The sequence below is a fragment of the Amycolatopsis sp. MtRt-6 genome, from assembly GCF_017308975.1.
Lineage (GTDB): Bacteria > Actinomycetota > Actinomycetes > Mycobacteriales > Pseudonocardiaceae > Amycolatopsis.
In genome coordinates this window covers 68,761-90,387 of the sequence record NZ_JADWPD010000027.1, presented here as the reverse complement: position 1 = coordinate 90,387, position 21,627 = coordinate 68,761, and the positions used below count along the sequence as shown (strand labels likewise).

Sequence of the window (21,627 nt, the reverse complement as noted above, 5' to 3'; positions counted from 1 at the left end):
GGGCGCACCGGTGGTTTGATCGAAGGACCGACGACTTGGGGGTACTTCGATGCCACAGAAGGCATTCCGGTTCGGCGTGGTCGCGGGCGCGACCGAGGGCGGCGCGAAATGGCTCGCCACCGCCCGCCGAGCCGAAGAGCTCGGCTACTCGACGTTGCTGTGCCCGGACAACCTGAACATGCCGACGCCCACGGCGGCCCTCGCCGCGGCCGCCGCGGCGACGACCGAGCTGCGCGTCGGCTCGTTCGTGCTGGCCAGTCCGCTGCGCACCGCGCGGGCGGCGGCCTGGGAGGCGCACAGCCTGACCGTCGTCACCGAGGGCCGGTTCGAGCTCGGGCTCGGCACCGGACGCCCGGAAATGCGGCAGCAGGCCGGAGAACTCGGGCTGCCCTACGGTTCGGGGCAGGACCGGCTCGACGCGGTTTCCGAGACGGTCGACCACGTCCGGCGGCTCGACGGCGACGGGCACACGCCGGTGATGATCGCCGCGGGCGGCCCGAAGGTACGTCGCCTCGCCGGGTTGAAGGCCGACATCGTCACCATGGCCGGCGGCGTGCTGACCACCCGCGAAGAAATGACCGGGCACGTCGAGGAAGTCCGGGCGGCGGCCGGTGACCGCGACGTCGAGTTCGCGATGAACATCTGGGTCGTCGGCGACGAGGTGCCGCCATGGGTCCGCGATTTCATCGGCGTCGACGCCGAAACGCTCATCGAGCACGACGCCCTCGGCCTGCTTCGCGGCGACGTCGACGCCATGGTGGCCGAGCTCGAACGCCGTCGCGAAGAGCAGGGCGTGTCCTACTTCAGCGTCAACGGCGCGTTCCTCGAGCAGTTCGCCCCGGTGGTGGCGCGGCTGTCGGGGAAGTGAGCGTCGCGGGGTCGGTGTTGGCCCCGCAGAGCAGGACGGCGACCCGTTCGCCCGGCGCGGGCCGGTAGGCGCCGGAGCGCAGCGCGGCGAACGCGGTCGCGCCACCGGGCTCGACGGCGAGGCGGTAGCGGTCCCACAACGCCGCCCGGGCGTCGACGATCGCGGTGTCGTCCACCAGCACCGAACCCGCGTCCGTGCGGGTGGCGACCGCGAAGGCGATGTCGCCGAGCCGGGTCGCGCCCAGTGAGTCGGCGGCGACCCCCGAGACGTCGACCGCGACCGGCTCGCCGGCGGCCAGTGCCGAGTGCAGCGTCGGGATCGTGCGCGGCTCGACGCCGACCACGCGTGCCCGGCCTTCGACCGCGGCGGCGACGCCGGCCAGCAGCCCGCCGCCGCCGACCGCGACGAGGATCGTGTCGAGGTCGCCGGCCTGCTCCAGCAGTTCGCGGCCGAGCGTGCCCTGGCCGGCGCAGATGTCCGGCTGGTCGTAGGCGTGGCAGAAGAGCGCGCCGGAGTCCGCCGCGTCCTTCACGGCCGCGTCGTAGGCGTCGGCGTACTTCTCGCCGACCAGCTCCACCGCCGCGCCGAGCTGCCGCAGCTTCGCGACCTTCACCGCGGGCGCGGTGGACGGGACGTAGACCCGGGCGGGCAGGCCGAATTCCCGGGCGGCGTAGGCGACGGCGAGGCCCGCGTTGCCGCCCGAAGCGGCCACGACGCCGGTCTGCTCGCCCGCGGCGATGATCCGGTTGAAAGCGCCCCGGGCCTTGAAGGATCCGGTGTGCTGCAGGTGTTCCAGCTTGAACCACACGCCTTCGTCCGCGGCGAGCACCGGCGTCCGGCGGACCCGGCCCTCGATGCGCGCGGCCGCCCGGTCGACATCCGCAGTGCTGATCATGTCCCCAGCATGCGCGGCGCCGGCCGTAAGCACCAGCGACGTCTCCTATGCTGGCATTAGCGACGCTTACGGCTGGAGGCTGCCATGCTCGACGCCCACCGTCTGGCCGTGCTGGCCGAGGTCGCGCACGCCGGCTCGATCGCCGCGGCCGCCCAGCGGCTTTCCTTCACGCCGTCCGCCGTCTCGCAGCAGGTGGCCAAGCTGGAACAGGACGTCGGCGCCCGCCTGCTGCACCGCCACGCCCGCGGCGTGACGCTGACGCCGGCCGGGGAGGCGCTGCTCGTCCACGCCGAGGCGATCATCGGGGAGCTGCGCATGGCCGAGCGGACGGTTCGTGCGCTGCTCGACGAGGAGCTCACGGTGGGCACGTTCGCGAGCGCGGGCATGACCCTCGTGCCCGCCGCGCTCGCCGGGTTCCGCCGCGACCACCCCGGCGTGGCGCTGCGGCTGCTGGACCTCGAGCCGCCCGACGGGTACGGCCTGGTCAGCTCCCGCGACCTGGACCTTCTGATCACGCACCGCTATCCCGGCGCGCCGCTGCCCGAGCCGCGCGGTCTGCGGCGGTCGCTGCTGCGCTCGGAGCGGTTCCGGCTGATCCTGCCGAAGGGCCCGAAGGCGCGCGCCTGCCGGCTCACCCTGCGGACACCGGCCGCGGAGGACTGGATTGCCGGCAGCCCGGGCGTGCCCCAGCCGAGCACTCTCCCGCACCCTAGGGGTAACTGCCGCATCGATGAGGCATTTAAATGTCACGCTGATGTGGCAGATAAGCATAGGGAGGAAGTGGGGACCACCTCGGGCCCGAGAGCGTGCAGGAGCGGGTGAGCCCGGAGCGCGTCGAGGTGCAAGCGTGGCTGGCGGGAGGGCTTCCCGGTGCACCACCGGTGTCCGGGCCGGCTGGTGACCGAGATGGTGGCCCGGCTCGGCCGTCCACAGTAGACGGCAGTAGCCGGCTCAGCCGACCGGCCGGCCCGCGCTCTCGAACCGGGCCGAGGCCGCGCGCAACGCGTCCAGGCACGCCCGCACCGCCCCGCGGTCCTCCTCGCCGGCCCGGCAGATCGCGTGGATCGTGCGGGTCAGCGCCGGGCGCGTGGTCAGGATCCGGACGCCGTCGGGCAGCCGGTCGCGAGCCAGCCGGGGCACCAGCGCCGCGCCGACGTTGCCCGCCACCAGGGCCAGCTGGGTCGGGTAACCGCCGACGGTGCAGCTGATCCGCGGCTCCAGCCGCTGCTTGCGCAGCACCTGCACCAGCCACTCGTGGCAGCCGGACCCGGCGCTCCAGCCGATCCACGGCAGATCGTCCACTTCGGACAGATCGACCGCCTTGCGGTGGGCCAGCCGGTGCCCGGCGGGCAGGGCGAGGTCGGCGACGTCGGAGAACAGCTCGATCCGCGTCGTCGCCGGCGGGATCACCGTCGGGCGGTCGTTCCAGCTCTCCAGCACGGCGACGTCGAGGTCGCCGGCCAGCACGCGGGGCATCGTCTCTTCGGCCTCGCCCTCGTGCAGGGTCACCGCCAGCCGCGGGTGCTGCGCGGCGAGGGTGGCCAGCGCGGGCGGCAGCAGCGCGTGCACGGTCGTCGGGATCGCGCCGATCCGCAGCGGCCCGATGACGTCCTCGCGCAGCAGCTCCAGATCCGCTTTCGCCGCGGCCACCTGGGCGAGGATCCGCTCGGCGTGCCCGGCCAGCACCTGACCCGCCTTCGTCAGCCGGACGCCGCGCCCACGGGGCTCCAGTAGCGGCTGGCCGGCCTCCCGTTCCAGCTTCGCCAGCTGCTGCGACACCCCCGACGGCGTGACGTGCAGGGACCCGGCCGCCGCGGCGACCGAGCCGTGGGTCGCGACGGCGTGCAGCGCCCGCATCCGCTCGAGTCCGAACACGGTAGGGATGCTACCGAATTCCACGCAGAAACATTCGCTTGTCCTTGACAGTTGCCGCCCGCACGCTGGAGCCGTGCTCACGACCGCTCCCGCCCCGGCGTCCACCCGCCGCCTCGACCCGCGGCTGCTCGCCGCGCTCGGCTGCCTCTGCATCTCGCTGTCGTCGGTCTTCATCAAGGTTTCGCACGTCAGCGGCAGCACGAGCGCGTTCTGGCGCTGCCTGCTCGCGCTGCCCGTGCTGCTCCTGCTGGCCGGGCGGGAACGGCGGAAGGCCGGCCCGGCGACCCGCCGCCGCGTGGTCTTCCCGCTGCTGGCCGGCATCGGGCTCGGCCTGGACTTCGTGCTCTGGGGCGAAGCGATCCCGCGGGTCGGCGCCGGCATCGCGACCGTGCTCCTCGCCGTGCAGGTGGTGATCGTGCCGCTGCTGGCGTTCGCGTTCCTGGCCGAGCGGCCGTCCAAGCGGTTCCTCGGCGCCGTGCCCGTGCTCCTCGGCGGGATCGTGCTGGCCGGCGGGTTCGCCGGCACCGGCTCGTTCGGCCCGGACCCGGTCACCGGCGCCGTCGCGGCGCTGCTGGCCGGCGCCGGGTACGCGGGTTACCTCTTCCTGATCCGGCTCAGCGGCGGCACCGGCACGCAGGCGCACTCGCTGGTGCTGGCCACGGTGTCCGCCGGCGTGGTCGCCGTCGTGCTCGGCGTTCCGACCGGCACGCTCGACCTGACGCCGGGCTGGTCCGCGTTCGGCTGGCTGGTCGCGCTGGCCGGCGTCGGCCAGCTGGCGGGCTGGCTGCTCATCTCCGCCGCGCTGCCGCGGATGCCGGCCACCACCGGGGCGACGCTGATGCTGCTGCAGCCGGTCGGTGCGGTGCTGCTCGGCATCGGCCTGCTCGGCGAGACGCCCGGGTGGACGCAGCTGGTCGGGTGCGCGGGAGTGGTCGCGGCGGTCTGCTTCGCCGGCGGCGGAAGGCCTGCGCGCACCGACCTCCCCGGCTAACGTCGTGGGCATGCGGGTGCTGGTGGCGGGGGCGTCGGGGTTCGTCGGCAGCCGCCTGTGCCCGGCGCTGGAGGCGGCCGGCCACGAGGTGCTCGCGATGACCCGCCACCCCGCGAAGTACCGCGGCGCGGGGAAAGCCGTCCGCGGCGACGTCGCCGACGTCGGATCCCTGCGTGACGCGCTCAAAGGCGTCGAAGCCGCCTACTACCTCGTGCATTCACTCGACAGCGCGGACTTCGAGCGCCGTGACGCCGACGCCGCGCGAGCCTTCGCGAGAGCCGGCGCGGGCCTGCGCCGGATCGTCTACCTCGGCGGGCTCGGCGACGACGACGATGCGCTGTCGGCCCACCTGGCCAGCCGGCGCGAGGTCGAGCGGCTGCTGGGGGAGACCGGCGTGCCGGTGACGGTGCTGCGCGCCGGCATCGTGATCGGGCACGGCGGCACGTCGTGGGAGCTCACCCGGCAGCTGGTCGAGCACCTGCCGGCGATGGTGACCCCGCGCTGGGTGGACACGCGGACCCAGCCGATCGCCGTCGCCGACATCGTCCGCTACCTGGTCGGCGTCCTCGACCACCCGGAGGCCGCCGGGCGGACGTTCGACGTCGGCGGCCCGGAAGTGCTGGCATACCGGGACATGCTGCGGCGGGTGGCGGCGATCGAAGGCAGGCCGCTGCTGATCCTGCCGGTGCCGCTGCTGTCCCCGCGCCTGTCGTCGTACTGGCTTTCGCTGGTGACGGACATCGACGTCACCACCGGGCGGACGCTGGTCGACTCGATGACCAACGAGGTCGTCGTCCGCGACGACGCGATCCGCCGGATCGTCGAGTTCGAGCCGATGGGGTACGACGAAGCCGTCCTGCAGGCGCTGGGCGAGCGCGCGAAGAGCAGGCGGAGCGCGTGAAGCCGGTCCTCGCCGCGGTGACCGCCGCCGGGTCCGCGCTGCTCGGCGCGTCACTGGCCAGCAGCCCCGGATCAGGCCGCTTCCACGCGCTCACGGCGTCGGTCGCGGCGACGTGGCTCGCCGGGGCCCGGGCGGCCGGTCCGGTGCCGCGGGGCCGCCGGGACGTCGTTCAGCCGGTGGCCGCGGGTGCCGCCGCCTTCGGCGTGTTCTACGGGTGCGCGCTGGTCGCCCGCCGCGTCCCGCCGCTGCGCCGGGCGATCGCCGGCGTGCTGGACCACGCCCACCGCGGGCCGACGGCCACGGTGGCGGCGACGACGCTGCTCACGGGCGCGGCGGAAGAGGTGTTCTTCCGCGGCGCGCTCTACGACGCGGCGGGTGCGCGGGTTTCCACGGCGGTGTACGTGCTGTCCACGACGGCGACCCGGAACCCCGCGCTGGTGCTGGCGTCGGCGGTGATGGGGACGCTGTTCGCGTGGCAGCGCGGCCGGTCGGGCGGGGTGCAGGCGCCGCTGCTCACGCACGTGGCGTGGTCGGCGTTGATGCTCGGCTTCCTGCCGCGGCTCTTTCCGCCCGAAACGCTCGACTCGGCCGGTGCCCACCCGCCAGGATGAACGGTTGTGCGCATCCTCCTCGCCGCCGTCGCTGTCCTCGCTGTCGTCGCCGGGTGCCGGGGCGAGGTGCCCGGCGACGCCCATCCGGCCCAAGACGGCTTCGCCATCGAGGACGGGACGCGGTTGCGGTTCCGTCCGGTGCTGAGCGAGCTGCCGGCCGGGCCGGCGGCCGGCTCGCCGGGTCAGCGGCAAAGCACGAACCGGGCCACCCAGGAGGCCGCCGCGCGGGCGCTGCCCTGCGCGCCGGGCGAGCCGGACGCCCTGGACGGCCGCGACGACCCGGCGCTTCCGCTGGTCAGCTGCGACCCCGCGCAGGGCACCCGGTACATCCTCGGCCCGGCCTTCCTCAGCGGCGCGGACGTCGGCTGGGTGGAAGCCCGCTTCGAGGCGGCGTCGGGCGGTGCCCTCGTCGCCCTCAGCTTCACCGCGTCCGGGGCGCGGACGTGGGCGGAGTGGACCGGAAGCAACGTCGGCAAGCAGGTCGCGATGGTCGTGAAGAGCCGCGTGCTCACCGCGCCGGAGATCCAGTCCGCCATCACCGACGGCGCCGCGCAGATCACCGGGAAGTTCACCTTGCCGGAAGCGCGGCAGCTGGCGCGGGACATCGCCGGCGCCTGAGGGCTCAGCAGGGCCGCGGTTCCCGGCAGGCTTCCGTGGCCGTCTTGCTCGCCGCCTGCTGCAGGAGCGTGTAGAGCGTCTCGCGCTGGTCGTCGCTCAGCCCGCTGAACACCTCGTCTTCGACTGCCGTGAGGGCGAATTCGGCGCGCGCCAGCAGCTTCGCGCCGACGTCGGTCAGCTCGACCAGGTGCCGCCGTCGGTCGGCGGGTGACCGGCGGCGCTCGACCAGGTTCTCGGTCTCCAGCTCGTTGAGCAGGGTGACCACGTTCGTGCTGTCCATTTCCAGGATCTTCGCCAGGTCCTGCTGGGAGCTGCCGCCCCTGTCACGCAGCACCGTGAGGGCGATCAGGTGGCGCGGCCGCAGCCCGAGCGGAGCCAGCACCGACTCGCTGCGCAGCCGCAGCCGGCGCGCGAGGTGGTCGACCAGCGCGCCGCAGCGGTGCGGGGGCTGGTTGACGACCGGGAGCGAGGTCATGTGCCCAGTATATGGCCGCCCCAACGGTCGATGTGCTATCAATAGTTTGTACTACACCAACGATCTATGGATGGCTAACGACATGGCACATCTCCTGCACATCGACTCGAGCATCCAGGGCGACGCCTCGGTGAGCCGGCGGCTCAGCGCGCGGGCCGCGGCCGCGTGGCGGTCGGCGCACCCGGAAGGCACGGTCACCTACCGCGACCTGGGCGCGGACCCCCTCCCGCACCACGACGCGGCGAGTGGCCTGGCCGCCCAGGTCCCGCCGGAGCAGCACACTCCGGAGCAGGCGGCGGTCTGGGCGCGGACCGCCGAAATCGTCGAGGAGGTCAAGGCCGCCGACACCGTGCTGCTCGGCCTGCCGCTGTACAACTTCGGCCCGCCGAGCAGCGTGAAGACCTGGGTCGACCACCTCATCGCCCCGGGTCTTTCGATCGACCCCGAGACCTACACCGGCCTGCTCGGCGGCCGCGAGTTCGTCGTGCTGGCCAGCCGGGGCGGCGGCTACGGCGACGGCACGCCCCGCGCGGGCTGGGACCACGCGCAGCAGTGGCTTCCGCACGGCGTTTCCCTGACCGGCCTGGAGCCGCGCTTCATCACGGCGGAGCTGACGCTGGCGGCGGTCCGCCCGGCGATGGCCGACCTCGTCCCGCTCGCCGAGGAAAGCCTCGCGGCGGCGGAACGCGCCATCGACGAGCTGTGGGTCCCCGCCCGGGTCTGAAGACCGCCCGACCAGGTGAGCTGCGTCGAACACACCGGCAGGGCGTCGCGCAACCGGTGCTTCGAGCAGCTCACCCATGGCCCCGACGGCAGCAACGCGCGGCGCGGGCGGTACCGTGCCGCGGCGGGCGGACTGACGTGGTGCGGCACGGGCCGCGCCGGGGCGAGGAAGGTCGGGTTTGAGCGCGCACACCTCCCAGATGGACGACATCCGGCTCGTCGCGCAGCCCAGCGCGCTGCCGGTCACCGAGCTGTTCGTCCGCCTGATTCTCACCGACTGGTCCCTGCTGCCGATGCTTGAGCAGGTGACAGCCACCGCGAAACGGCTGGTCGGCGCCGTGATCGACGCCAGTGACCCGAAGGCGCCTGCCTTCGTCACGCTGCGGCTGCGGCTGCGCGCCGAAGTGCTCTCGATCGAGGTCGACGACGACGTCCCGGGCCGGCCGGACACCCCGGCCCGGCCCGGCGAGCGGCTGGGCGTCTCGCCCGCCGACGGCGGCGGCCGCACCACCTGGTGCGAACTGCCGCTGCCGGGCGGGATGACCGCGCGGCAGGTGCGCCTGCCGCGGCGCCAGGACCGCCGGACGCTCGTCGACGAGCCCGTCTCCGGCGATCCGGTGGCCGCGGACCCGGAGGTCCTGGAACGCCTGCTGACCCGGCTGAGCGGCTGGTCCGGCCAGAGCTGAACCCGCTCGCCCGCGCGTCCGTGCATCCAGGCAGGGGCTGACGTGGACGCGAGGAGGCAGCCGCGTGCGGATCGTGATCGCGGAGGACGACGCTCTGCTGCGCGAAGGGCTGGTGCTGCTCCTGCGCAGCGAGGGGTTCGAGGTCGTCGCCGCCGTCGACCATCCCGGCGACCTGGTGACGTCGGTCGAGGACGTGGCACCGGACCTGGCCGTCGTCGACGTCCGGATGCCGCCGACGTTCACCGACGAAGGGCTCCAAGCCGCCCTCGAAGCCCGGCGCCGGGTGCCGGGCCTGGCGATCCTCGCGCTGTCGGCGTTCGTCGAAGACGGTTACGCGGGCGACCTCCTGGCCGCGGGCGGCGGGGGAGCGGGGTACCTGCTCAAGGAGCGCGTCGGCAGGCCCGAGGAGTTCCTCGACGCCCTGCGGCGCGTCGCCGCCGGCGGCACGGTCCTCGACCGGGACGTGGTGGCGGTCCAGCTGGCCCGGCCCCGGCCCGGCGACCCGGTGGCGACGCTCACCGCTCGCGAGCGCGAGGTCGTGGCGTTGCTGGCCGAGGGGCATTCGGTGCCGACGATCGGGCGGCTGCTCGGCATCGGCACCGCCGCGGCGCGCCGGCACGCCGGGGACGTCAGCACGAAGCTGCGCGTCCCCGACGGCGCCCAGGCGATGCTCAGCTACCTGCGGGCGTGAGGACCTCGGCCTGCCGCTCCCGGTACCTGACCACGTTGGCGAGCTTGACGTCTTCGTAGCCGCGGACGAGATCGGGCAGCTCGGCCAGGGCCCGCGCTTTGCCGGCGTCCCCGGCCCGCAACGCCTCCAGGACCACGCTGCGGTAGTCCTCGATCAGCGCGCGCTCGACCTTGCGCACCTCGGCGCGGCCGAACGGGTCGAAGGGGGTGCCGCGCAGCCGCCGCAGCGCGTGGAGCAGCCGGAACGCCGGCCGGAACCACGGGCCGAGGCTGATCTTGCGCCGCATCCCGAGCGCCCGCAGGACCGGTGGGTGCAGCCGGTAGGCGTACTTCGTGCCCGCGCCGAACTGCTCCTCGAGGCCGGCCGTGAACGCCGGGTCCAGCGACAGCCGGGCGACCTCGTACTCGTCCTTGTACGCCATGAGCTTGTACAGGTGCTTCGCGACGGCCTCGGTGATCTCCGTCGGCCCGTCTTCCAGCACTCGCACCCGCTCGACGAACTCCGCGAACGCGCGAGCGTAGGCCTTGTCCTGGTAGGCGACCAGCTCGGGGATCCGGATGTCGAGCAGCCGCGCCAGCTCGGAGCCGGGCTCGGCGTGCACCAGGGCTCGCATCGGGTGCGGCTCCGTCATCGCGGGCTCCGGGGCTTCCGCCGGGGGCTCGGCGACGGCCAGGCGGCCGCGGCGGAACGCCTGCAGGTTCGCGGCGACCTGGGTGCCGTTGAGCTCGATGGCGCGTTCGAGCACCGACGCCGGCAGCGGGATCGCGCCGGTCTGGAACGCGGCGCCGAGCTGCAGCACGTTGGCGAACTGGTCGTCGTCGAAGAACTCCTCGGCCAGGCCGCGCGCGTCCAGTGACACCGTGCGCTTCGCCGCGGATTCGATCGGCGCGAGCACGCTGCCGGGGTCCGGGAAGGACACCGTCGTGTCGACGACCATCCGGCCGGTCGGGACCTCGGTCGTGGAGACGACGGCGGTCGTGCGGGCCGGGTCGGCGACCCCGAGGTTCGCCGCGTCCGCGCCGACGAGGGCGTCGCAGGCGAGGTAGAGGTCGCATTCGCCGGCGGCGAGCTTCGGCGCCTGTTCGACCGGTGCCGCCGTCACCTTCAGGTCGGAGACGACCGCGCCGCCCTTCTGCGCGAGGCCGGTCTGGTCGAGCGTGCGGACGTGCCGCCCGTCGAGGACCGCGGCGGTGGCGAGGATCTGCGTCACGGTGACCACGCCGGTGCCGCCGATCCCGGTGATCCGCACGGTGAAGTCCTGCTTGCCGGATTCCGGCGCGGGGACCGCGTCGGCAGCCAGCTCGGCGGCCTTGCGGCGCCGCTTCTTCCCGGACGGCACCACGGTGACGAACGACGGGCAGTCCCCGGCCAGGCACGAGTAGTCGACGTTGCACGACGACTGGTGGATCGCCGTCTTGCGGCCGAACTCGGTGTCCACGGGCTGCACGGACAGGCAGTTCGACTTGGTGCCGCAGTCGCCGCAGCCCTCGCAGACGCGCTGGTTGACGACCACGCGCGTCGCGGGCGCGGTCTGCTTGCCGCGACGGCGTTTCCGGCGCTTCTCGGCGGCGCACTCCTGCTCGTGGATCAGCACGGTGACGCCCTTGATCGCGGCCAGTTCCTCTTGCGTGCGCAGCAGTTCGCCGCGGTCGCGGACCTCGACACCGGCGGGCGGCTTGCGGTGTTTCGCCGGGGCGTCGCTGGTGATCACGACCCGTTTCGCGCCCTCCAGGAGCAGCAGCTGGGCGATCTTTTCGACGGGCAGCCCGCCGACCGCGTCCTGACCGCCGGTCATCGCCACGGCGGAGTTGTAGAGCAGCTTGTAGGTGATGTTCACGCCGGCGGCGACCGCCGCGCGCACCGCGAGGCTGCCGGAGTGGGTGAAGGTGCCGTCGCCGATGTTCTGGACGAAGTGCCCGGCCTCGACGAACGGCGCCATGCCGATCCACTGCGTGCCTTCGCCGCCCATCTGCGTCACGCCGAGGACGGTGCCGACCTGGTCGGGCTCCATGAACAGGGCCATCGTGTGGCAGCCGATGCCGCCACCGACGAGGGTGCCTTCCGGGACCTTCGTCGACGAGTTGTGCGGGCAGCCCGAGCAGAAGTACGGCGTGCGGGCGAGCAGCGGCACGGCGATGCGTTCGCGACGGCGGCGGTTTCGGTAGGCGTCGACCTGCGGAATGCCCGCGGGCAGCCGTTTCGCCAGCCCGGTCGCGATGCCGTCCGGGTCCAGCTCGCCCAGCTCACTGAACAGCGTGCGGCCGTCGAGGTCCTTCTTGCCGGTGATCTTCGGTGCGTTCGTTCGTCCGTACAGGATCTCCTTGAGCGCGGTTTCGACGAACGCGCGCTTCTCTTCGACGACGATGATCTCGTCGAGGCCGTCGGCGAACTCGCGGACGATCGCGGGGTCGAGGGGGTGGATCGCGCCGAGCTTGAGGACGCGGATGCCGTGCTTGCCGGTGTCCAGGCCGAGGGTGCGCAGGGCCTGCTGGAGGTCCAGGTAGGACTTCCCGGCGGAGACGATGCCGATCCGGTCGGCCGGCCCGCTTGCGGTGATCCGGTTGACGGTGCTCGCGCGCAGGTAGTCGAGGACCAGCGGGAGGCGGACGGTGAAGAGGCTGCGCTCCAGCTCGGCGAGACTCGCGCCGAGCAGCCGTGACGTCGGCTGGTGCCGGTAGCCGTTTTCGATCCGGGGTGAGTTCCACTGTGGACTGACGGTGGCGGTGCCGGAGGCGTCGGCGACGTTGGCGACGATCTTCAGCGACGTCCACAACCCGCTGGCCCGCGACAGCTCCACGGCGTGCATCCCGAGGTCGAGGACGTCCTGGGCGTCGGCGGGGAAGAGCACGGGAATGGCGAGGTCGGCGAGGGCGAGCTCGGACGCGCAGGGCACGGTGGAGGACTTCGCGTTCGGGTCGTCGCCGACGAGCGCGACCGCGCCGCCGCGCGGGTCGGTACCGGCCAGGTTGGCGTGCCGGAGGGCGTCGGAGGCGCGGTCGAGACCGGGTGCCTTGCCGTACCAGAAGCCGGTGACGCCTCGTTTCGCGCCGGCCCCCGCGACGAGCTGACTGCCCATGACCGACGTCGCGGCGAGTTCTTCGTTGAGCCCGGGCCGGTGCACGACGTCGTGCTTCTCGAGCAGCGTCGCGCGGCGCCCGAGTTCGAGGTCGTAGCCGGCCAGCGGCGAGCCCTCGTAGCCCGAGACGAAGACGGCGGGGTCACCGCCCCGCGCGCGGTCGTGGCGGACGCGGTCGAACAGCAGCCGGATCAGCGCCTGAACCCCGGTCAGGTGCACGGTCCCCGCTTCCCGCAGGTAGCGATCCTCCAGCGTGAACGTCTCCACGGCGCGCTCCCTTCTTTGGGGGCACGATGCGACGTGCGCCACAGTGACGCAACAGGTATGTCTGTTTCCCGGCCTCGAACGCAAAATTTCTCGAGTTCTGCCGCTGTCTGGCGTTGTTCTTTGCATCTAGGCTGTGACGCATGCCCGAAGAGCTGCTCGACGCCACCGACCACGAGATCCTCGGCCTCTTGCGCGAGGACGCCCGCCGCACGCTGTCGGACATAGCGAGCCGGGTGACCCTGTCGACGGCGGCGGTCAAGCGCCGCATCGACCGGCTGCGGGAGAGCGGGGTGATCACCGGCTTCACGGTCCAGGTCGATCACGCGAAACTGGGCTGGGGCATCGAGGCGTTCACCGAGCTGAGGTTCGTGGGCAACGCCAAGGTGGCCGAGATCCTCCGCACGACAACGCGCATGCCGGAGGCCCAGGCGGTGTTCACGATAGCGGGCGACCCGGACGCGCTGGTGTGGCTGCGGGTCAGGGACATGGCGCACCTGCAGAAGACGATCGACGAGATCCGCCGGCACCACCAGGTGACGGGCACGAAGACGTTGATCGCGCTGGACTCCTGGTCGCGGTAGCCGTGGAGGTCGTCACCCTGGCCCAGCGGCCGGACCTTTTCGAACCGGTCTATGCGATTCCATACCCGCCGGGATCACCGCGGTTCATGGAGGGAAGCCTGACGAGCTTGCTGGTCCGCGGGCGGCGCGTGGCTCGGAGGTGGCCTTCTTTGGTCGTAGCTCTGCTTGAAGACGGGGTGCCGGTCGCGCGGGGGATCATGGTGCCGTTTCGCGGGCGGTCGGTGTTGCCTGATCTTGGCTGGGATGCTGTGGCCGTTTGGGCTGTCGAGGATGCTCTTGACGGTGTTTCTCCTGATACCGCTTGTGGGTTGGAGATCGCTGTGCATCCTTCTTGGCAGGGGCGTGGACTTTCTTCTGTTGTGCTGGCTGGTATGCGGGATGCTGTTGCTGCTTCGGGGCTTGCGTCGCTCGTGATTCCTGTGCGTCCGCCGGACAAGGCTTTGGTTCCTGGCTTGTCCATGGAGGAGTATGCGTTCTCGGTTCGTTCGGATGGGTTGCCTGTTGATCGGTGGTTGCGTACCCATGTCCGGGCTGGGGGTCGTCTTGAGGGCGTTGCTCCGTGTTCCGCTACTGTGCAGGCTTCTTTGGTCGAGTGGCGGCGGTGGACCGGGTTGCCTTTTGACCGTGATGGTTCGGTGGTTGTTCCTGGGGCTCTTTCTCCGGTTCTTGTGTCTACTTTGGATGGTTATGCTGTTTACGTTGAACCCAACGTCTGGGTTTCCCATCGGTGTGGCTGAGTTTCATGCACGGCTTCGCCGTGGCGTGGGAAATCGGCGCTCCACGGGGTTGCGTCGCGTCGTGGGTCGGCAGCGCCGATTCCCCACGCTTCGGTTGCCCTGCCGTGGTTTCGGTGTTCTGGGGTGCGGACTGCGGCTTTACCTTTTGTTCCCACCGTATCGAGTGATGACTCTGTGTTCGATGGCCGGTAGTTTGGAGGCATGACCAACGACGTGGCTCTCTCCTCCGAGGCGGTGGCTCTCGCCGACCGCATCGGTGAGCTAGTCGCGTCGATGCGGTCCGCTGAGGCCGAACTTGGTGCGGTGCTGGTGGAAATCGAGCAGCGGGGTGTGATGGAGCTGTTCGGCTATCGCTCCGCCGCCCGGCTTCTGGAGCATCTGGCCGATGAGCCGAAGCCGGCCGCGGAACGGTTGATCAAACGCGCCCGCCTGCTCAATCCCGGCCGCAACCTCGACGGCTCCCCGATTCCCGCGCTGGCGCCCGCCACCGGGGTTGCGGCTCGGGCGGGGCGGTTGAGCAACCCGATGATCGACGTGATCACCTCGGTGCTGGCTCAGGTTCCGCCCGAGCACTGCGCGAGCGCCGAGGCCAACCTGCTGGCTTTCGCGGAGGAGGCCGGGCACAAGCAGGTCGCTGCCCTCGGTGCCCGCATCCTCGCCCACCTCGTCCCCGACGGCCAGGAGCCCGACGACACCGAACCCACCGCCCCGACCCGGGAGCTGTTCCTCCGTCGCAAAAGAACCGGGATCTGGGAACTGAGCGGCCGGTTCGACGACGAGACAGGCACCCGCGCCCACGCCCTGCTGGATGCCCTCGCCGAGCGCCGCACCGGCGACGACGGCCCCGACTTCCGCACCACCCCGCAGCGCTACGGGGATGCCTTCTCCGACGCCGTCGACCTGGCTCTGAATTCCCCAGACCTGCCGATGCAGGCCGGGGAACGAGCCCACGTCATGGTCGCGGTGTCGTTGGAGGATCTGAAGTCCGGCGTTGGCAAGGCCACGCTCGGCGACACCGGGACGATGACCGCGGCCGAAGCGCGGGTGCATGCCTGTGACGCCATGGTCATCCCCGCGGTGCTGGGCGACAAAAGCGAACCGCTGAACCTCGGCCGCCTCCGCCGCCTGATCTCCGCCGGGTTGCGTCGAGCGTTGTTCCTCCGGGATCGGGGTTGCGCGTTCCCGGGCTGTCATCGGCCACCCCGGCATTGTCAAGGTCACCACATCCGGCACTGGGCAGACGGCGGCCCCACCGATCTCACCAACCTGGTGCTGATGTGCGCTCACCACCACCGGTTGCTGCACCGCTCGGGCTGGGAAGTCCGCATCGCCGCCGACGGGCTACCGGAGTTCCTCCCACCGGTGTTCATCGACCGTCGCCGAAAGCCCAGGCGCAACAACCTCCACGAACCACTGCCATTCGCAGCCTGACCACGGGACAGGCCCGCAGCCCCACGGCTACGGGCCTACACCCACGCGACGCCTCAACCAGCCAGCAACCAACAAAGAAACTAGGACCAGCCCGGCAATCGCCGCGAACGAACACCACCAGCAAAGCCAACTCACTCGCAGCCCTCGATAGGGCTACTTGTCCACCACCCAAGGCCGCTGCCAGCGGACAAGCCCACCCGCAGCCGCAGCGAACCAGCACCACCAGCTGCCGAGAAGCCGCTCAAAGAGGCGCAAAAACCGCCCCCGCAGGCCCAAAGCCGGGATAGAAACCCCAACCCGTCCAGGAAGCGCCTGACCTACCCCCGCAACAGCACCCCCGAGTTACGTTCCCGCTCGAAGAACGTCTCCGGCCACTCGATCGAATCCGGCGGCGCGTCGATCGCCGCAGCTCGGCGCCTGAGCTCTGCCATGTACTCCGTGTCCAGCACCGCCCGGGCCGACAATGGCTCGCGCAGCAACAGATCCGCCGGGCCCTCATACAGGTATGCGTCCACGCCCGGGTAGCCGCGCGTGCCCGGCGGGTACTCGCGGTTCAGCGGGAAGTACCCCGTCTCCAAGGAACCCAGCCACGAACCCTTCATCGGCACCAAAGCCGGCCACTGGCCCAGCCGCTGCTCCAGCCGGGCGTTGTCCGATGTGAACCCGCGGTGGTCCGCCACCACATACGCGATCCCCGGGTACTCGCGCTCCAGCCGGGCCACCGCCGCGCTTCCTCCGTCGTGTGTCAAGTGGCCTACGCCGAACAACATCAGGGCCTTGCGATTTCTCTGCAGCACCTGGGTTTTCACCACCGAGGCGATCGATGCGTCACGATCCAGGAACGGCTCCAGGTCCGCCGGCGACTGCACCCGGCTCCAGTCGACCGGTGGGTCGGCCGCCAGGACCCGGATCTTCCGCGATGCCGGCAGCGTTGTGTTGACCTGCCGGATCAACGCGAACAGCTGCTCGTAGAACGTCGAAAACCCGCAGCTCGGCTGGGTCGTGTCCCGCCACACCCTGCTGATGCCGTCGACCGCCGACCCGGCGATGTACGCGTCCAGCAACGGCTGGAGACGCGCGTTGCCGCACTCCACCACCACGTCGTTCACCCGGGCCGGAAACCTGGGGTCGCGGACCAGGTCGAACACGAACGGTCCCACGTCCGGGCTGGATTTTGCCACGATCGCGTGGCTGTCGTACGCCGCCAGCAGCGCTCCCGCCGGGTCGGGGCGTTGCTGGGTCGCGTCCGCGGGTGAGACCAACAACATTGCGGCCGCCAGTACGGCCATCAAGAGTCGCATCGGAGCTCCTCGGATAGTTCCCCCACTGTCCTACGACTGTAAGACAACTCGGCCAGCATTCAGGGTTGCCGGGGGCCGTGTCAAGGGCGGGTCAGTGCCGGAACGCCTCCGTCAGCCACCACGATCCGCCGTCGTCGGCGATCTTGGCGTCGATCACCAACGGGGCCGACCGCGGTCCCGCGAGCCAATCGCGCACCGCTGACAAGTTCTGAGGCGACCGCACCGTGATGCCCGTGCAGCCGAAGCCGCGGGCGATCGCGGCCAGGTCCGAGTCGGGGAAGCGGACCGTTGTCATGTCCGCGTCGCCGAAGTGGTGGATCTCCGCTCCATATCCCGCGTCGTTGTAGACGATCACCACCAGCGGCAGGCTCAAGCGGACCGCTGTGTCCAATTCGGACAGTGCCATGTGGAACCCGCCGTCGCCCGTGCCCAGTACCGGCAGGCGGTCCGGGCGGGCCAGTGCCGCTCCGATGGCCGTGGCCAGGCCCAGGCCGATGCTCTGGAACGCCTGGGTGAAGCAGAACCCCTGCTCGTCGGGGACCGACAGGTACGCGCTCGGGTACCCCATGAAATTGCCCGAGTCGATCGAGACGATCCGCTCGGCCGGGAGCAGCTCGTCCAGGAGCTTGCTCAACGTGCGAGGATCGATGCGGCCGTCTCCGGACAGGTCCTCGTGCGCGACGTCGTTCCAGCGGCCCGTCGCGATCCGGGCCGCCACCTCCTCCGTGCGGTAGCCGCGATGCGAACGGGTCAGGGCCAGGACATCCGCGGCAGTGCTTGCCACGTCGCCGACCACGCCCAGGTCGATCGGGCGGTGGGCGCCGAGTGCCGCCTGCTCGATGTCGACCTGGGCCAGCTTGGCGTGCGGGCTGAGCAGCTTGCCGTGGCGGGTCGTCCACATGTTCAGCGCGCAGCCCCAGCCGACGACCAGGTCGGCGCCCACGATCAGCTCGGCCGCCGTCGGGGAGGCGAAGCCGCCCGAGATGCCCAGTGTGAACGGGTCGTCGGGGAACAGGCCGTGCGCCACCGCGGACGTCGCCAGGAGCGCGCCGCACCGGGCGGCCAGCCGCTGCAACGGAACGCGGCTCGCACGGGCGCCGCGGCCGGCGATGAACACCGGGCGCTCGGCCGCCGCCAGCAGGTCCGCCAGCGCCGCGACCGAATCGGCGTCCGGGCGCACCGGGGCGGGCCCCGCGAGCGCCGGCAGCGCAGGCAGCGGAGGCGCCGGCTGGGCCTGGACGTCGAGCGGCAGGTTCAGCACCACCGTCCGGCGCTGCTGGCGCGCCGTCCGGAACGCCCGCACCGTGTCGGCCACCGCGCTCGCGGGCGAGTGCACGCGCTCGGGCACCGCGCCGACCGCCGCGGCCAGGCCGGCCTGGTCGATGCGGAAGTTCGACAGCACCGACGCACCCGCGGAATCCGCGGTGAGCACCAGCAGCGGCGTCCGGCTCTTGGCCGCCTCGGTGATCCCGGTGACGGCGTTGGTCAGGCCGCAGCCCTGGTGCAGCGACAGCACCGACACCTGCCCGCTGATCCGGGCGTACGCGTCGGCCATGGTCGCCGCGCCGCCCTCGTGGCGGGCGGCGACGAACCGGACGCCGCCCGCGCGCAGCGCGTTCGTCACCTCGAAGTTGCCGCTGCCCACCACGCCGAACGCCGTGCCGGCGCCGAGGCCGGCCAGCGTCCGGCCGACCAGCTCGGCGACGTTCACCGCTCGACCAGGGCCAGGACGCGGGCGGGGCTGCCCGAGCCGCCGACGATCGGCAGCGGCGAAACCAGCAGCAGCACGCCGGTCGGCGGCAGCGTCGCGAGGTTCTGCAGCTGCGTCAGGCCGTGTTTGCCGGCGCCCAGCAGCAGCTCGTGGCACGGGAACATCGGCTCCAGGCCGGGTGCCTGGCCCGCGTCGGTGCCGACGGTCTCGACGCCGAGCCCGGTGATCGGCGTTTCCTCGGCGAGCCACCGCGCGCACTCGGGTGACACGCCCGGGGTGTGCGAGCCGGTTTCGTCGGCGTTGAGGAAGTCCTCCTGGTCGCCGCTGCGGGTGTCCCAGCCGGTGCGGTAGAGCAGCCAGCCGCCGTCGGGCAGCGGCCCGTGCTCCGCCGTCCAGGCCCGGACGTCGTCGACCGAGAGCAGGAAGTCCGGGTCCTCGGCCGCCCGTGCCGAAAAGTCGAGCACGACCGCGGGCGCCACCAGCGTCTTCAGTGGCACCCGCGAGACGTCGTGACCGTCCTTTCCGGACACCCAGTGCACCGGGACGTCCAGGTGGGTGCCGGTGTGCTCGCCGGTGTGGATGTCGTTCCAGTACCACCGCGGGCCGCGCTCGTCGTAGCGGCTGATCTCCTCCAGCCGGAACGGGATCGTGTTGGCGAACGGCTCCGGCAGGCGCAGGATCGGCGTGCTCGAGCTCAGGGGTGCGGTGAGGTCGACGATCTCGATCGCCCCGCCCGCGATCGCCTTGCTCAGCCCGTCCAACAACGACATGCCTGCCTCCCGGTGCCGGTGTGCGTGTCCGAACCAGACCCTATGCCTTGACAGGCGGGCGCCGGGAGGTGTTGTCTTAATGTCGTAAGACAATAGGAGGGTGGGCAGGGTGATCGAGTTCGTGCTCGACGGCCGTTCCCGGGTCGCCACGTACATGCAGCTCGTCGTCCAGGTGAAGCAGGCGCTGCGCGTCGGCCTGCTGCGGCCGGGCGACCAGCTGCCGAAGGTGCGCGACGTGGCCGAGGCGCTGGCGATCAACCCGAACACCGTGCTCAAGGCCTACCGCGAGCTGGTCCTGGAAGGGCTCGCCGAAGGCCGCCCGGGGGTGGGCACGTTCGTCACCGGCAGCCTGGCCGGGCCTTCGCTGGGCCACCAGGCGCAGCTGCGCGACGAGCTGAAGGCCTGGCTGGAGCGCGCCGAAGCCGCCGGGATGTCGCCCGACGACATCGCCGCCCTCATCGAAACCACGATCCGCGGCACCCGGGTGCCGCACGACCTGTCGTAGGGAGTCCGGAATGGAACTGGCGGTGGAAGCCGCGGCGCTGGGCAAGCGCTACGGCCGCACCTGGGCGTTGCGCGACTGCGCGCTGGAGGTGCCTGCCGGGCGGATCGCCGCGCTGGTCGGCCCGAACGGCGCGGGCAAGACGACGCTGCTGCACCTGGTCGTCGGCCTGTCGAAAGCCGACGAGGGCGAGGTGCGCGTCTTCGGGCGTGACCCGCGGTCCGCGCTGCCGGACATCGGGTTCGTCGCGCAGGACACCCCGCTCTACCGCGATTTCACCGCGGCGGAGCTGGTCACCATGGGCGGCAAGCTCAACCGCCGCCGTTGGGACGCCGCGCTGGCCCGCGACCGGCTGGCCATGCTCGGCATCCCGCCGGACAAGGCGGTCGGGAAGCTGTCCGGCGGGCAACGCGCCCAGGTCGCCCTGGCGCTGGCGCTGGCCAAACGGCCGCGGTTGCTGCTGCTCGACGAACCCATCGCCAGCCTCGACCCGCTCGCGCGCCGCGAGTTCATGCAGACGCTGATGGGTGCCGTGGCCGAGAGCGAGACGACCGTGCTGCTGTCCTCGCACCTGCTCGCCGACCTCGAACGCAGCTGCGACCACCTGGTCGTCCTGCAACGGTCCCGGGTCCGGCTGGCGGGCGCGGTCGACGAGCTGCTCGCCGGCCACTGCACGCTCACCGGGCCGCGGGCCGGCAGCGAATCCGTCGCCGGGGTGGCGGAGGTGGTCCGCGCGAGCCACACCGAACGCCAGTCGACGCTCCTGGTCCGCCGCGGCGACGGCCCGATCGATCCATTGTGGACGGAGCACGAAGTGACCCTCGAAGACGTGGTGCTGGCCCACCTCGCCGACACCGAGACCCGCGTTCCGGCGTCCGCTTGGGAGGTGCCGGCGTGATCTGGCTGATCTGGCGCCAGCACCGCAAGCAGGTGCTGTTCACCCTCGCCGCACTGGCCGCGCTCGCCGCCGTCATGGTGCCCACGGGCCTGGCGATGTACGCGAAGTACGACACCCTCGGCCTGAGCGCCTGCCGGTCCGCGCTCGGCAACGCGTCGATGATCACGCAGACCGACGCGGTCGCGCGCTGCGAAAGCGCCGGGCACCAGTTCCAGCAGGAGTTCGGCGGCATGGTGTTCATCGCCGTCCTGTTCGTGGTCCTGCCGGCGCTGGTCGGCGTGTTCTTCGGCGCGCCGCTGATCGCCCGCGAGGTCGAGCAGGGCACCCACCGTCTGGTGTGGACGCAGGGGGTCAGCCGCCTGCAGTGGGCGCTGGCCAAGGTCGGCCTGGTCGGGGCGATGACCACCGTGCTGGCGATCGGGTACGCGCTGGGCGTGTCCTGGTGGTTCCGGCCACTGGTCGGCGCGAGCACCGGCCGGCTGAGCTACCTCTCGTTCGACGTCCAGGGGGTCGTCCCGATCGCGTACACGCTGTTCGCGCTGGCGCTGGGCGTCTTCGCCGGCACGTACTGGCGGAAAGTCCTGCCCGCCATGGGGATCGCCCTGGCCGGGTTCACGGTGGTCCGCGTCGCGATCGAGGTCCTCGCCCGGCCGCGGTACCTGCCCGCGCAGAGCCTCACCTTCGCGCCGACCGGTGGGCAGACGCCGAACCCGGCGGCGGGCAACTGGGTCCTGGACCTCGGCGTCCGCAACGCGGCCGGGGAGCTGGTCCTGCCGAACGCCCAGCTCGGCCCGTGCCCGCCCGGTGGCTGCGCCGATGCCGCGGCCGGCCCCGGCGCGCAGAACTGGGTGCAGTACCAGCCGGGGGACCGGTTCTGGCTCTTCCAGGGCATCGAGACCGGAATCTTCGTGCTGCTGGCGGCGGCGCTGGTCTTCTTCGCCCTCCGCCGGCTGCGCACGATCGCCTGACCGGACCGCGGGTTCGTGAGTTTTCCACGGTCGCGGACCGTGCTGCGGCCG

At 72.0% G+C, this 21,627-nt stretch carries 22 protein-coding genes; 15 read left to right on the top strand and 7 right to left on the bottom strand.

Annotated elements, in window-relative coordinates; genetic code table 11:
- The first annotated feature begins 49 nt into the window (after positions 1-49).
- Positions 50-868 (top strand): LLM class flavin-dependent oxidoreductase, encoded by an 819-nt coding sequence (locus tag I4Q55_RS35430; protein WP_206794412.1) that lies wholly within the window; start codon positions 50-52, stop codon positions 866-868.
- On the opposite strand, the gene I4Q55_RS35425 is transcribed toward I4Q55_RS35430, so the two are convergent.
- Positions 810-1,763 carry a threonine/serine dehydratase gene (locus I4Q55_RS35425; protein WP_206794410.1) on the bottom strand — a complete coding sequence of 318 codons (954 nt, stop codon included), beginning with the start codon at positions 1,761-1,763 and terminating at the stop codon, positions 810-812. The two genes, I4Q55_RS35430 and I4Q55_RS35425, sit on opposite strands and share 59 nt — an antisense overlap.
- Before the next feature lie 84 nt (positions 1,764-1,847).
- Here I4Q55_RS35425 and I4Q55_RS35420 point away from each other — a divergent pair, with 84 nt between their 5' ends.
- Entirely contained in the window at positions 1,848-2,585 is a 738-nt protein-coding gene (locus I4Q55_RS35420) for a LysR family transcriptional regulator (protein ID WP_206794408.1), read from the top strand.
- 129 nt (positions 2,586-2,714) lie between these two features.
- On the opposite strand, the gene I4Q55_RS35415 is transcribed toward I4Q55_RS35420, so the two are convergent.
- Positions 2,715-3,638 carry a LysR family transcriptional regulator gene (locus I4Q55_RS35415; protein ID WP_206794406.1) on the bottom strand — a complete coding sequence of 308 codons (924 nt, stop codon included), beginning with the start codon at positions 3,636-3,638 and terminating at the stop codon, positions 2,715-2,717.
- Positions 3,639-3,711: 73 nt separating this feature from the next.
- On the opposite strand from I4Q55_RS35415, the gene I4Q55_RS35410 reads away from it, so the two are divergent.
- The 4 genes from I4Q55_RS35410 to I4Q55_RS35395 are packed head-to-tail and all read left to right on the top strand — an operon-like array spanning position 3,712 to position 6,759.
- Entirely contained in the window at positions 3,712-4,629 is a 918-nt protein-coding gene (locus I4Q55_RS35410) for a DMT family transporter (protein ID WP_206794404.1), read from the top strand.
- A 10-nt stretch (positions 4,630-4,639) separates the two neighbouring features.
- A complete protein-coding gene (locus I4Q55_RS35405; RefSeq protein ID WP_206794403.1) occupies positions 4,640-5,530 on the top strand; it encodes an NAD(P)H-binding protein in 891 nt (296 codons plus the stop codon).
- Positions 5,527-6,141, top strand: coding sequence for a CPBP family intramembrane glutamic endopeptidase (locus tag I4Q55_RS35400; RefSeq protein WP_206794401.1), 615 nt, complete (start codon positions 5,527-5,529; stop codon positions 6,139-6,141). Before I4Q55_RS35405 ends, I4Q55_RS35400 begins: the two co-directional genes overlap by 4 nt.
- 6 nt (positions 6,142-6,147) lie before the next feature.
- Entirely contained in the window at positions 6,148-6,759 is a 612-nt protein-coding gene (locus I4Q55_RS35395; protein WP_206794399.1) for a precorrin-3B C(17)-methyltransferase, read from the top strand.
- A 4-nt stretch (positions 6,760-6,763) separates the two neighbouring features.
- Here I4Q55_RS35395 and I4Q55_RS35390 read toward each other — a convergent pair whose 3' ends face one another.
- On the bottom strand, positions 6,764-7,234 hold the full coding sequence (locus I4Q55_RS35390) for a MarR family winged helix-turn-helix transcriptional regulator (protein ID WP_206794398.1): 471 nt from the start codon (positions 7,232-7,234) through the stop codon (positions 6,764-6,766).
- Positions 7,235-7,316: 82 nt separating this feature from the next.
- Between I4Q55_RS35390 and I4Q55_RS35385 the strand changes: the two genes are divergently transcribed.
- The 3 genes from I4Q55_RS35385 (at position 7,317) to I4Q55_RS35375 (ending at position 9,334) form a co-directional block, all read left to right on the top strand.
- Positions 7,317-7,958 carry an FMN-dependent NADH-azoreductase gene (locus I4Q55_RS35385; protein WP_206794589.1) on the top strand — a complete coding sequence of 214 codons (642 nt, stop codon included), beginning with the start codon at positions 7,317-7,319 and terminating at the stop codon, positions 7,956-7,958.
- 178 nt (positions 7,959-8,136) lie between these two features.
- On the top strand, positions 8,137-8,643 hold the full coding sequence (locus tag I4Q55_RS35380) for a histidine kinase (RefSeq protein ID WP_091314726.1): 507 nt from the start codon (positions 8,137-8,139) through the stop codon (positions 8,641-8,643).
- Between the two features lie 64 nt (positions 8,644-8,707).
- The gene (locus tag I4Q55_RS35375) at positions 8,708-9,334 is read left to right on the top strand and encodes a response regulator (protein ID WP_206794396.1); all 627 of its coding nucleotides are present in this window, start codon (positions 8,708-8,710) and stop codon (positions 9,332-9,334) included.
- Here the strand turns inward: I4Q55_RS35375 and I4Q55_RS35370 are convergent.
- On the bottom strand, positions 9,315-12,803 hold the full coding sequence (locus tag I4Q55_RS35370) for an indolepyruvate ferredoxin oxidoreductase family protein (protein ID WP_277992031.1): 3,489 nt from the start codon (positions 12,801-12,803) through the stop codon (positions 9,315-9,317). The two genes, I4Q55_RS35375 and I4Q55_RS35370, sit on opposite strands and share 20 nt — an antisense overlap.
- A gap of 14 nt (positions 12,804-12,817) precedes the next feature.
- On the opposite strand from I4Q55_RS35370, the gene I4Q55_RS35365 reads away from it, so the two are divergent.
- From I4Q55_RS35365 to I4Q55_RS35355, 3 genes are all read left to right on the top strand, one after another.
- Positions 12,818-13,258 (top strand): Lrp/AsnC family transcriptional regulator, encoded by a 441-nt coding sequence (locus I4Q55_RS35365; protein WP_206794391.1) that lies wholly within the window; start codon positions 12,818-12,820, stop codon positions 13,256-13,258.
- A gap of 149 nt (positions 13,259-13,407) precedes the next feature.
- A complete protein-coding gene (locus I4Q55_RS35360) occupies positions 13,408-13,995 on the top strand; it encodes a hypothetical protein (protein WP_242547352.1) in 588 nt (195 codons plus the stop codon).
- A gap of 201 nt (positions 13,996-14,196) precedes the next feature.
- Entirely contained in the window at positions 14,197-15,426 is a 1,230-nt protein-coding gene (locus tag I4Q55_RS35355; protein ID WP_206794387.1) for an HNH endonuclease signature motif containing protein, read from the top strand.
- Positions 15,427-15,743: 317 nt separating this feature from the next.
- Here I4Q55_RS35355 and I4Q55_RS35350 read toward each other — a convergent pair whose 3' ends face one another.
- The 3 genes from I4Q55_RS35350 to I4Q55_RS35340 form a co-directional block, all read right to left on the bottom strand.
- Positions 15,744-16,727 (bottom strand): hypothetical protein, encoded by a 984-nt coding sequence (locus I4Q55_RS35350; RefSeq protein WP_206794385.1) that lies wholly within the window; start codon positions 16,725-16,727, stop codon positions 15,744-15,746.
- 91 nt (positions 16,728-16,818) lie between these two features.
- On the bottom strand, positions 16,819-18,438 hold the full coding sequence (locus tag I4Q55_RS35345; protein WP_206794383.1) for a thiamine pyrophosphate-binding protein: 1,620 nt from the start codon (positions 18,436-18,438) through the stop codon (positions 16,819-16,821).
- Entirely contained in the window at positions 18,435-19,208 is a 774-nt protein-coding gene (locus I4Q55_RS35340) for a cyclase family protein (protein ID WP_206794381.1), read from the bottom strand. The genes I4Q55_RS35345 and I4Q55_RS35340 overlap by 4 nt, the downstream gene beginning before the upstream one ends.
- A 109-nt stretch (positions 19,209-19,317) precedes the next feature.
- Between I4Q55_RS35340 and I4Q55_RS35335 the strand changes: the two genes are divergently transcribed.
- The 3 genes from I4Q55_RS35335 to I4Q55_RS35325 are packed head-to-tail and all read left to right on the top strand — an operon-like array spanning position 19,318 to position 21,576.
- Positions 19,318-19,713: a GntR family transcriptional regulator gene (locus I4Q55_RS35335; protein WP_206794587.1), complete on the top strand. Its 396-nt coding sequence runs from the start codon at positions 19,318-19,320 to the stop codon at positions 19,711-19,713.
- Positions 19,714-19,723: 10 nt separating this feature from the next.
- On the top strand, positions 19,724-20,608 hold the full coding sequence (locus I4Q55_RS35330; RefSeq protein ID WP_206794379.1) for an ABC transporter ATP-binding protein: 885 nt from the start codon (positions 19,724-19,726) through the stop codon (positions 20,606-20,608).
- Positions 20,605-21,576, top strand: a complete 972-nt coding sequence (locus I4Q55_RS35325) for an ABC transporter permease subunit (protein ID WP_206794377.1) — start codon at positions 20,605-20,607, stop codon at positions 21,574-21,576. The genes I4Q55_RS35330 and I4Q55_RS35325 overlap by 4 nt, the downstream gene beginning before the upstream one ends.
- Positions 21,577-21,627: the final 51 nt, after the last annotated feature.